This window comes from Clostridium algidicarnis DSM 15099 (assembly GCF_002934235.1).
Classification (GTDB): domain Bacteria; phylum Bacillota; class Clostridia; order Clostridiales; family Clostridiaceae; genus Clostridium_L; species Clostridium_L algidicarnis.
In genome coordinates, this window is the sequence record NZ_PTIS01000030.1 from 1 (window position 1) to 11,806 (window position 11,806).

Annotated in this window: 8 protein-coding genes and 1 pseudogene; 2 read left to right on the forward strand and 7 right to left on the reverse strand. The window is 32.2% G+C overall.

The genetic code is table 11. From position 1 onward, the window contains the following. Window positions 1–302: 302 nt before the first annotated feature. Complete coding sequence (locus BD821_RS13105) at window positions 303–1,952, forward strand: recombinase family protein (RefSeq protein WP_104410858.1); 1,650 nt, start codon at window positions 303–305, stop codon at window positions 1,950–1,952. Here BD821_RS13105 and rlmD read toward each other — a convergent pair. Both rlmD and BD821_RS13115 read right to left on the reverse strand, forming a co-directional pair. Then, window positions 1,889–3,271, reverse strand: coding sequence for a 23S rRNA (uracil(1939)-C(5))-methyltransferase RlmD (gene rlmD / locus BD821_RS13110; RefSeq protein ID WP_104410859.1), 1,383 nt, complete (start codon window positions 3,269–3,271; stop codon window positions 1,889–1,891). The genes BD821_RS13105 and rlmD overlap by 64 nt on opposite strands. Before the next feature lie 131 nt (window positions 3,272–3,402). Then, window positions 3,403–3,942: an RDD family protein gene (locus BD821_RS13115; protein ID WP_104410860.1), complete on the reverse strand. Its 540-nt coding sequence runs from the start codon at window positions 3,940–3,942 to the stop codon at window positions 3,403–3,405. A gap of 366 nt (window positions 3,943–4,308) precedes the next feature. Between BD821_RS13115 and BD821_RS13120 the strand changes: the two genes are divergently transcribed. After that, a complete protein-coding gene (locus tag BD821_RS13120; protein WP_104410861.1) occupies window positions 4,309–5,064 on the forward strand; it encodes a TSUP family transporter in 756 nt (251 codons plus the stop codon). Between the two features lie 74 nt (window positions 5,065–5,138). On the opposite strand, the gene selB is transcribed toward BD821_RS13120, so the two are convergent. The 5 genes and pseudogenes from selB to BD821_RS13145 all read right to left on the reverse strand — a co-directional run bounded on the left by selB (window position 5,139) and on the right by BD821_RS13145 (window position 11,476). Further along, window positions 5,139–7,046, reverse strand: coding sequence for a selenocysteine-specific translation elongation factor (gene selB / locus BD821_RS13125; protein ID WP_104410862.1), 1,908 nt, complete (start codon window positions 7,044–7,046; stop codon window positions 5,139–5,141). 1 nt (window position 7,047) lies between these two features. Beyond that, complete coding sequence (gene selA, locus BD821_RS13130; RefSeq protein WP_104410863.1) at window positions 7,048–8,436, reverse strand: L-seryl-tRNA(Sec) selenium transferase; 1,389 nt, start codon at window positions 8,434–8,436, stop codon at window positions 7,048–7,050. 126 nt (window positions 8,437–8,562) lie between these two features. After that, on the reverse strand, window positions 8,563–9,591 hold the full coding sequence (selD, locus tag BD821_RS13135) for a selenide, water dikinase SelD (protein WP_104410864.1): 1,029 nt from the start codon (window positions 9,589–9,591) through the stop codon (window positions 8,563–8,565). Window positions 9,592–9,756: 165 nt separating this feature from the next. Continuing rightward, on the reverse strand, window positions 9,757–10,872 hold the full coding sequence (locus BD821_RS13140) for an RNA-guided endonuclease InsQ/TnpB family protein (protein WP_104410865.1): 1,116 nt from the start codon (window positions 10,870–10,872) through the stop codon (window positions 9,757–9,759). Next, window positions 10,850–11,476 (reverse strand): annotated as a pseudogene (locus tag BD821_RS13145) (IS607 family transposase). Before BD821_RS13145 ends, BD821_RS13140 begins: the two are co-directional and overlap by 23 nt. Window positions 11,477–11,806: the final 330 nt, after the last annotated feature.

Sequence of the window (11,806 nt, forward strand, 5' to 3'; positions counted from 1 at the left end):
ATAGAATACATGGATCATTAAACTACATGACACCTGTAGAATATAAATCAAAGATGTCCGAATAAAACTTGTTTTAAAAAGTATTGACAATCCAAGAACTTATCTGAAACTACAGTCGAAGCTACACTACCTCATGAATTGTATGCGACAACGACAACAAAATCATTTCATTATTTTATAAATGTGCTTTCGCAGATTATCGAAAAGCATGGTGCTGAAGTCCTGAATGAATTAAACCGTGTCGAGTAAGTGGCTGTATTTAAAATACCGATATTTTCCAATATTTTATTGGAGGTATGACTATGAATAGGAGTGGAAAAAAATGTGTGCTTTACCCTCGGGTAAGTACCGAAATGCAAGTTGATGGTTACAGCTTAGATGGACAGAAAAGTAGTTTAACACGTTTTGCGGATAGAGAAGAAATGGAGATCGTAAGCATATACGAAGATGCCGGTAAATCTGGTAAATCCATAGAAGGCAGGCCTGCTTTTAAGCAAATGCTATTTGATATTGAAAATGGTTTAGAGATTGATTATATATTGGTATACAAGCTATCCCGTTTTGGTAGAAATGCAGCCGATATTTTGAATTCATTAGAGCACGTTCAAGCCTTTGGCGTAAATTTAATCTGCATAGAGGAAGGAATTGATTCATCTCAAACAAGCGGAAAGCTTTTGATTTCTGTTCTGTCTGCCGTTGCTGAAATAGAACGTGAAAACATCATTGAGCAGACTATGAACGGACGAAAAGAAAAAGCTCGTCAAGGCGGCTGGAACGGCGGTTTTGCTCCTTACGGCTACTATCTCAAAGATAAGCAGCTTTTTATTCAAGAAGATGAAGCTGAAGCTGTACGCATTATCTTTGATAAATACCTGAATGAGAATATGGGATTTCATAAAATCGCCAACTATCTTAACTTGCAAGGTATTCAGAAAATAAAGCGGAATAACGGTACTCTCTCTGGGTGGGGTACACATTTTATCAGGATGATTATTGATAACCCTGTTTACTGTGGCAAAATCTCCTATGGCAGGCGTGTTCGTGAAAAAGTTAAAGGAAGTAAAAACGAATACAAGCAAATACCGCAGGAAAATTACATCATAGCCGAAGGTCAACATGAGGCGATTATAAGCGAAGAGCTATGGAATACTGCACATGAGAAAAGAGAACTGACAGGTGTTAAGTCCCCCTCCAAAATAGGTCGAGACAGAGCACACTTGTTAAGCGGTATTTTAAAGTGCCCTAAATGTGGCGGTCCAATGTACACCAACAAGCACGCATGGACGAACAAAGATGGTACTTATAAAGAGATTTATTATTATATGTGTAGCAAAGCCCGAACAGCACGAGGAAAAACCTGTGATTATAAAGCAATGCTCAAAAAAACTGACATCGAACCTCTTGTCATTGAAGCGATAAGAGAGCTGATTAAAAATCAGGATTTTGCAGGAGAAATCAAATCAAGGATTGGAAAAGAAATAGACACCTCCACTTTGAACAGAGAGCTAAAAAATTACGAATCCAAGCTAAGAGAGGTAGAACTGAATAAAACTCGCCTTGAAAATGAAATTGACAGTTTGCCTGAGGATGCTCGTTTCAGGGAACGTAAAATCCATGACATGACCCTCAGACTTGATGTACTGTATGACATTATCGTAGAGCTTGAAGAAAAAATTGAGGATGTTTTGCTGCGCCGTAAGGCCGTAGAGCAAGACGCTATTACTTTAGAAAACATCTATACGCTATTGGCAAACTTCGACAAAGTGTACGACAAAATCAGCGATGAAGAGAAAAAATCTCTAATTTCTTCGCTAATCAAAGAAATAGAGATTTTCCCATGTGATGAGGCTGAACTGCCCCTAAAGTCAATTTTGTTTAATTTTCCGGTTTATAAAGACGGTGAGGATGCCTGCGAATTCTTGTGGGACAAAAGTACGCACGTCTCAACGTGAGGCGTATTTGGGAACATGTCTACTAGTAGGCTCTTTTCTATTTTATATCCCTTTTCTTCCAAGAACTTAAGATCTTGTACTAATGTTTTTGGGTTGCAGGATACGTAGATTATTTCTTTTGCTTTAAAGTCTACTACGTATTGTAGTGCTTTTGGGTGTACTCCTGTTCTTGGGGGGTCTAGGATTATTATGTCTGGACTTTCTTTTAGGTCTTGGATGACTTTGGTTACGTCTCCTGCTATGAAGTTGCAGTTGCTTAGACCATTTAGCTTAGCATTTTCGTTGGCTGCGTTGGCTGCTTCTTCTATTATTTCTACTCCTATTACCTTTTTTGCTTTGGCTGCTGTGATTTGACCTATGGTTCCGGTGCCACAGTAAAGGTCAAATATTGTTTTGTTTTCTTCGTCTCCTAAAAACTCTCTTACTATGCTATATAGTTTTTCTGTTCCTTTTGAGTTTGTTTGAAAGAAGGCTAAAGGTGATATTTTAAATTTTAATCCTAGAATTTCTTCTGTTATATAGTCTTTTCCGTGTAGTATATTTACCTTATCTGCAATTACAGCATCGGATAGGGAGTCATTTACTGTATGTAATATTGAAACTAGTTTTCCTTTTAACTCTAATTCTAAAAGTTTTGATTTTAATTCTTCTAGATCAAAGTCAATTTGTGATGTTGCAACTAGGTTTACCATTATTTCTTGTGTATTATAGGCTTTTCTTATGATTAAGTTTCTAAGGTAACCTTCTCTTGACATTACTTTGTAGTGTGGGAATCCTTTTTCTCTGAAGTATTCTAAAACCATTTTCATGATTTTTCTGTAGTCTTCATCTACTAGCATGCAGCTATCTGTAGTTACTATTTTAAATGAACTGCCTTTAACGTGCATTCCAAGGCAAAGCTCTCCACCTTTTTCAAAGTCTCCAAAGGAAAATTCCATTTTATTTCTATATTCATATTGATTATCAGTGCCTACTATACCTTGAAATTCTCCCATAGGTACTTCATCGTTATTGAATAATTTTTTTACTGACTGCATTTTAAATTCTAACTGTTTTTCATATGGTACATGTTGACTTTGACATCCTCCACAGGTTCCAAAATGAGGACATGGAGCATCTATTTCATACTCTGCCTTTTCAGTTATTTCTATAAACTTTGCTTCTCCATGAGTTTTTCTCTTTTTTGTAAGTCTTGCTGATACCTTTTCTCCTGGAAATGCTCCTTTTACGTATATCTTCATATCTTCTAGTGTAGCTATTCCTTCTCCACCAAATCTTGTGTCCTCTATATTAAGCTCTAGTATATCGCCTTTTTTCATTTAACTGCTCCTCTTACTTGTATTAATCTTTTACTTTATCTATATGGTTATATAGTTTTATATTAGTCTATATAATTACATAGGTTATAGGTTTCTCAATAACTTTCCATTAATCTTATACTATCTTTGCATTACTTCTTTATTAATTTTATATTGCTTACTTTTCTACCTACAGTGTTGTTCATTTTAGTTTTTTCCATTATTGGTGAGTAGATTATATTTACTATTATATATATGATTACATATACACCCATTTTATCTACTACACGTAAGTTTATAAGTTTCATTATAAAATTAAATATCATAAGAAGAATAAATGATGCTCCCCCTATTACTATCTGATCTATAATGCTTGCTTGTATGCTATCAAAAAATGTTACTTCTTCTGTTTTAGTTTCGTCATTTTTTGGGGCTTTAGCGTTAGATTCGTAAGTTTCTTTTATTTCATATTCTTCATTTATATCTGATTCACTTTCATGAAGGTCTACGTTATTTTCTAAAGGAGTTTTTTCTATAGTGGTTTCTTTTGTTAGTAAGGTTTCTTCCACTGTTACTTCTTCTTTTATAAGTGGTATTTCATCTAAAACTACTTTTCCCTCTTCTAAATTTGTATCACCTATTATAAGTTCTTCTTTTTTTTCATTTGTTTTATTTTCTTCATTTTCTAACATAATTTTGTCTCCTTATCTTCATTTTTAATATTATAACATATAGGGTATCTTAAAAAAATAATAATCCAATGCAAAAATAGGTCTTCTTACTTGATTATTTTTTGAAAATACTTAGGTTTATTTATACGAAAATATTATTCCTATAGATACAGATTATACACTATATAGATACATTATGTGTAAACTTCATATTAATATTAATAGCTTTATGCTATAATATTCTCGGTATTTATACTATATTATGATTTTTTAAAATGCAATACTTGAAGGTTTAAGTTATGTTTAACTGCTGCTTTTTTAAGGTATAAATCAATTTTTATCAGGCTTGTAATTAAAAATATCTAATTAAATTAGGATGGTGTTACTGTGTGGAATTTAGTTTTTTTATGTTTTGCTGGATTTTTGGCTTCTTTTGTTGATTCTATTGCTGGTGGTGGTGGGCTTATAAGTGTTCCGGCATTTTTTATTGCTGGGTTTTCTCCTTATTTCGCTTTGGGCACAAATAAATTTGCTGCTACCACAGGTTCTTTTACTAGTTCTTTAAGGTTTGCTCGTTCTGGTAAGGTGAATTTTAAGGTTATAAAATACATAATTCCTTTTACTCTTATAGGTGCTGTTTTAGGAGTTAAAACTGTCCTTCTTATAAATCAAGACTTTCTCTATCCTTTAGTTATGGCATTAATATTATTTGTAGGAGCTTATAGTCTATTTTCAAAAAATCTTGGTATGGAAAATGGATTTACCAAGGTTACGAAGCTAAATTTAGCCCTTGGAATACTGCTTGGCTTTACTATAGGATTTTATGATGGTTTTTTTGGTCCTGGCACTGGGTCTTTTCTTATATTTGGTTTAATAAGCATATTTAAATTTGATTTTATAAGTGCTAGTGGCAATGCTAAATTTTTAAATTTTATAAGCAATGTAACTTCACTTGTAGTCTTTGCTATAGAGGGTAAGATAAATTATCTTTATGGCATACCTATAGCTATATTCATGGTATTTGGAGCAAACTTTGGTACAAAAGTTGCTCTTAATAAGGGAAGTAAGCTTATTAAACCAATATTTATAGTAATGTCTCTTGGTGTAGCCTTAAAGTTACTTATTGAAAATTATATATTGTAATTTTCTATATATATATATATAAACCAAAACAAAAGCTGACTTTTAAATTTAAGTCAGCTTTTACTTACCACCTACTAATATAATATTCTCTTATCTTCTATTCTCTTTGTAAACTTTATAGAATCAAAATGCTCTAAGATGGCTACTGCATATTTTCTGCTGGTATCTAGTACTGTTCTTGCTTCTGCTGCGCCTATGCTTTCATTTTCTTCTATATAAATTTTAATTATATCCTTAGCTTTTAGGTAATCTTCCTTTAGATACACTACATCTTCCATTACTTTTACTAATGAGCCTGTATCTATTAAGGATTCGTAGACCATCTTAAATGTCTTTTTATCCTTTTCTTTAGCTTCCATATCTGCATACTTTGGAGAATTATATCCTGAAGATTTAAAGGTTTTTATTATCCTATCTTTCATTTCCTTTTGTTCTTTTGTATATTCCATATTGAAACTTTCTAAGGCTACAAAGCTATCGTTAACTTTTATTGAGCCATGACTTTGCATGATTTCTAATATTTCATCATAGGTTTTTTGTTTTATTTCTCTGCCAAAGATTTTACCCTTTATCTCTTCTTTTGACATACCAAATTTAAGTGGATTTTGATTATGATACTTTTCTAATAAATCCATTAATTCTTTAAGTTTATTTTCATAATAACTTTTGTGAATGTATACATTTTTATCACTGGAATTAAGGCTTATTATTTTATTTTTATCTACAAGTTCTTTTAATATATCTTTTATATCTTCATGATTTTTACCTAGAGCTTTTAATATATCAAATTCCGTTGGATATTTTGAGCTTATAGCTAAAACTGTACTTTCAACTATATCTTTTGGGTCTCCACTTTCTTTGATTTTAAGTTCTTTTATATAATCTTCCTTAAACCTTTTAGCTTTAGTTGCTACTGGCTCTATAATAGATCCACCGGCTATAGTTACCATAGGTGAATAGGTTCTAAGTACGTATCTATCATTCCTTTGTACTGTTATAGGCCTTTCCAGCCTTAACTGAACATAAGCCTCTTCACCTGGCTTTATTTCTTCTTTGTCTAAAATTATTACTCTGCATAATATTTCATTAGTACCGTGATACAATCTTAGCCTTTGTCTGTTTTCTATAGGTTTTTGTGAATTTTTAAGATGATAAAGCTTACAATCTATAACCATGGAAGGCTCCATTATATGAGGTATTGACACTACATCGCCTCTACCAATATCTTCAACCTTTACATTTGTAATGTTAAGTGCACATCTTTGACCGGCCTCTCCTATCTTAACGTTTTCTTCATGAACTTGTATACTTCTTATTTTGCCTATAGCCATGGAAGGATAAATTTGTACTGTATCTCCTTCCTTTACTTTTCCACCTATTATAGTTCCTGTAACTACTGTTCCAAATCCACTTACAGAAAACACTCTGTCTACTGGTAGTCTAAAGTGACCTTCTGTATCTTTAGGCTCTACTTCCTCTGTTGCCTTTTCTATTTCTTCTATAAGGCTTTCTATACCCATTTTAGTTTTAGATGACACAGGTATTATAGGGGCCCCGTCTAAAAATGTACCTTTAAAATTATCTTCAACTTCATCTTTAACCATGCTTAGCCATTCTTCATCTACAAGGTCTGCTTTGGTTAATGCTATTATTCCTTTTTTCACATTTAGTAGTTGAAGTATTTCAAAGTGTTCCTTTGTTTGTGGCATAATTCCTTCATCTGCAGCTATTACTAAAATTACTAAATCTACTCCACTTACTCCTGCTAGCATATTTTTTATGAATTTTTCGTGACCTGGTACATCTATTATACCTGCTCTTTTTCCTGATGGAAGATCAAAAAAGGTGAATCCAAGGTTTATTGATATACCTCTATCCTTTTCTTCTTTTGTAGTGTCTGTTTCTCTTCCTGTTAAGGCTTTTATAAGTGTAGTTTTACCATGGTCTATATGACCTGCTGTTCCAATTATAATATGTTTCATTTTAAACCTCTCCCATGTTTTTAAAAGCTTTGGCTATTATATCTAGATCTTCTTCTAAAAGAGCCCTTACATCTATTATAATTTCTCCATTATAAACTCTTGCTATTATAGGAATAGTATTACTTCTTAGTTTTTCTTCTATAACCTCTACATGAATCTTATTGCTTTTTACTTTAAGTGCATAGCTTTCAATCTTTTCTGTAGGCATGGATCCTCCACCTACCATAGAAAAGTCTTTTTCTACACTAAAACTAAAGTGTTTTGGAGATCCCTGAAGTTTTCTTTTAAGCTTTTGTGCTCTTCTTTTTAGTTCTTCCGAGTTTAATAACATCATTCTTAATGTAGGTACTCTTTTTAATGCTTCCTTTTCATCTAGATAACAGGTTAAAGTACCCTCTAAGGCTGCTAATGTCATCTTATCTATTCTAAGTGCCCTTGTTAATTGATTTTTCTTTATTCTATCTATATATTTTTTCTTTCCTACAATTATTCCAGCTTGAGGGCCACCTAACATTTTATCTCCACTAAAGGTAACTACGTCAATTCCCTTTTTAATACTTTCTTGTACTGTAGGCTCATGGATGAATCCGTATTTAGATAGATCTAAAAGAACCCCACTTCCTATGTCCTCTATTATTGGCTTATCATACTTTATACCAAGTTCAACTAATTCTTCAATAGGTACCTCTTCTGTAAATCCCATTATCTTAAAGTTTGAAGTATGTACCTTTAATAAAACTCCAGTATTTTCATTTATATTGTCTTCATAATCATAAAGATGAGTTCTATTAGTAGTTCCAACTTCCATAAGCTTTGCCCTACTAAATTTCATTACCTCAGGTATTCTAAAAGAGCCTCCTATTTCAACTAACTGTCCTCTTGAAACTATGGCTTCTTTATCCTCACAAAGAGTGTTTAAAACTAACATTACAGCTGCTGCGTTATTATTAACTACTACCGCTGCCTCAGCTCCTGTGATCTTTTTTATAATCTCTTCTATGTGACTATATCTTGAGCCCCTTTTTCCCTCTATTAAATCATATTCAAGGTTATTATAATTTTTAGCTACGTCAATAACGTTTTCTAAGGCCTCGTCACATAATATAGACCTACCTAAATTAGTATGAATTACAATCCCTGCACCATTTACTACCTTCTTTAAATTAGGTTTACGCTTTCTTTCTAATGTTTTAGTGAAATAATTCATTATATCCTCTTTAGAAAAGTCTTCAATATCATCTTGAAGTATGGACTTTCTATAAAATTCTATAGTTTCTCTTAAAGATTCCATCACAACAACCCTCATATTATTCTCTAAAGCATTCAAAACTAAGCTTTCTTCAAGTAATTCATCCATCTTAGGTAATTTTCTTAATAAATCTTTGTTCATACGTCACCCCTCCTTTAACACATCTTTAAAATAACAGTTTAAAATTCCTAAACCACCATTACACCTATGATTTATATATACTTTTTGTTTATACAATACTAAGTATTTATTTAAATCTTATACTTTCTAGACTACTATTATATCTACTTCACCTTTAGGTAAGACTTCACCTATTATATTAGACTTTATATCTAGCTTATCTAGGTCTTTCATTATTTCTACTGCTGTCTCTTCCCTGCAGCTTACAAGAAGTCCTCCTGAGGTTTGAGGATCAAATAGTATATCCTCCATCCATGTATCCACATTTTGTAATTTGTATTTGCCTTTTATATACTCTCTATTTTTGTAACTTCCCTCTGGAACTAGTCCCATACTGGCATACTCTTTGGCTTCCTCTATATAAGGAACCTTGTCTTTATATACCTTTAAAGTTACCCCAGACCCTGCTGCCATCTCATATCCATGTCCCATAAGTCCAAAGCCTGTAATGTCAGTACATGCACTTATATCTTTACCCATAATAGCTTCTGCTGCATATTTATTAAGAGTTACCATAACCTTAACTGCCATGTCATAGGCCTTTTTACTGGCCATTTCTCCCTTTATTGCTGTGTTTAATATTCCAAGTCCTAAAGGCTTAGTTAATATTAAAACTTCTCCTTCTTTGCAGCCATAATTTTTCCACACCTTATCTGGGTGAACCGTTCCTGTAACAGATAGTCCAAATTTTGGTTCATCATCTTGCACTGAATGTCCTCCTACTACTACAGCACCTGATTCTAATACCTTATCTGCGCCACCTTTTAATATTTCCCCTAAAACTTCAATAGGAAGACAGTTAGGGAAACAAACTATGTTTAATGCCACTATGGGCTTTCCTCCCATTGCATAAACATCGCTTAATGAATTAGATGCAGCAATTTGCCCAAAGGTATAAGGGTCATCTACAACTGGTGTGAAAAAGTCTAAGGTTTGTATAGTTGCTATATCATCACTTAATTTATAAACTGCTGCATCGTCGCTAGTTTCTATACCTACGATTAAATTATCATCTTTCATCTTAGGTAATCTATCTAATATTTTCGAAAGGGTCTCCGGCCCTATTTTAGCTGCTCATCCTGAGGTTTTTGCGTATTGTGTAAGTTTAACGTCCATATAATATCACCGTTGCCAAAACCTTATAAAACTCTATAAAGCTTGTTTAATTCCCCATTCAACCTATCCCATTTTGTTAAAAACTACTTTGGTTTGATATAATAGTCCAGGGGCTTAACTTCCCATACAACGCATGGTACACCTCAGGCATAATTGTTTAGGTAATTATGCTGAATATCTACTAAGATTTATACTTGCATTATAATCTCTATTTATAATACAGCCACAATTCTCACAGATATAAGTTCTTTCTGATAGTGAAAGTTTAGCTTTTACATTTCCACACCCACTACAAGTCTTCGATGATGGATACCATTTATCAGCTTCAACAAATTCTATTCCATAAAACTCACATTTATATTGCATTTGCCTTTTAAATTCATATAAGCATTGCTCTGCAACAGCTTTTGATAAATGTTTATTTTTCATCATACCCTTGATATTAAGTGTTTCCATAACTACTCTTGATGGCTTGGTTTTCACTATCTTGTTAGTAGCTTGGTGCAGGTGATTAACCCTTATATTGGCTAATCTCCTATGAAGTAATCTTACTTGCTTTTCAAGTTTTGCAATGTTCTTGGTTTTGGCGTATTCCTTTCCTTTTTTATTTTTTTCATACTTATTCGAACACTGTCTTTGTTTTCTTTTCAAAGTCTTTTTTAACTTTTTAACTGCTTTTGTTTTGTTAATGTTTTTAAAAGTCATCCCATTTGAGCATATAGCTAAATCTTTTATTCCAACATCAATACCTATGCTCTCTTTAGTTAACTCTACCATTGGATTTTCCTTTTCTAACCCAACTGATATAAACCAGTACTTCCCATCAAAACTTATTCTTGGATTAGTATATTTACAATCTATAGGTATCGAACTCTTCTTTATAGCTATCCAACCTACTTTTTCAATTAGAACTGAACTTTCTTTAACTTTAAGTTTTGATGTATCATTATAAAATGAGGGTTTTGCTTTTCTTCTACTTTTAAATCTTGGTCTATCTGATAGACCTTTAAAGAACTTCTTGTAGGCTTCACAACCATCTTTAACAGCTTGTTTAGCCACATTATTTGATACTTCATTTAGCCAGTTTAAATCATCTTGTTTAAGTATTGTTATTTCTTTTCTCAACTCATTGTCAGATATAAACTTACCACCATGCTTATAATTTTCTTCTTGTCTTGCAAGTGTCCAATTATAAATAAATCTTGAAGTACCTACTGATTGCCATAGCTTTTGTTCTTGCTCTAAAATTGGATATAGCCTAACTTTCTTTCCCAGTATCACCTTTAAGCAACTCCTTAATCATTTTCTTAGCTTTATTGGCTCTTTTACCTTGTAATCTGAAACTAAAAACTGTAACAATTTGAATTAAATCCTCAACTAATTCCTGTTCTTCTGCCTTTTCAGTATTATCTATTATTTCAATAGTAGTCCCATACTTGTTACACAGATTTTCTATAATTTCAAAACCAAATCTTAACAATCTATCTTTATATAGAATTACTATTTTTTCAACTTCTGAATTAGTTATCATATCTATTAGTTGATTTAATCCTTTTTTATTGTAGTTTATCCCACTTCCTATGTCTTGTATAATTTCGAATTAATAACCTTTAGCAATCATATAGGTTTTAACATTTTCTATCTGTCTTGCTAAATCATCTTTTTGTTTATGGGAGCTAACTCTACAATATCCAATTACTTTTTTAGTTTTAGCTTCAATGCCTTTGATTCCTAAGAAATGATTAAGTTGTTCTTGTGAATAGTATCTATATCCACTTGGTGAAACATGATGTGGCTTGAATTCACCTTTTTTATCCCAATCTCTTAATGTCTGTGATGTTTTCCCTATTAATTTTGAAAACTCCCCAATAGAATAATATTTCATTTATATCACCTCTTGAACCCATTACAACATAAACATTATTTAAATTCAATACAGTTTTATAAACTTTTATAAAGTTTTAGTTACTGTTGTTAATTCTCTTAATTAATTAATTTTTTATTCTTCTTTATTATATATTATTTGACATAAAGTTTAAAGGTGGAGTGCGCTTTTGTTTGAGTCAAGTAAAAGTGGGCAACTATTTTGTTTAATTTATTATCCATTATTTTACATGAGGTATTTATAATTTACCATGCCCATTTTTATTCTTAATTGTAGCTAAGATCTCCAAATCCTTTTAATCCACAAAGTTTTTGTATTACTTTTCTTCCC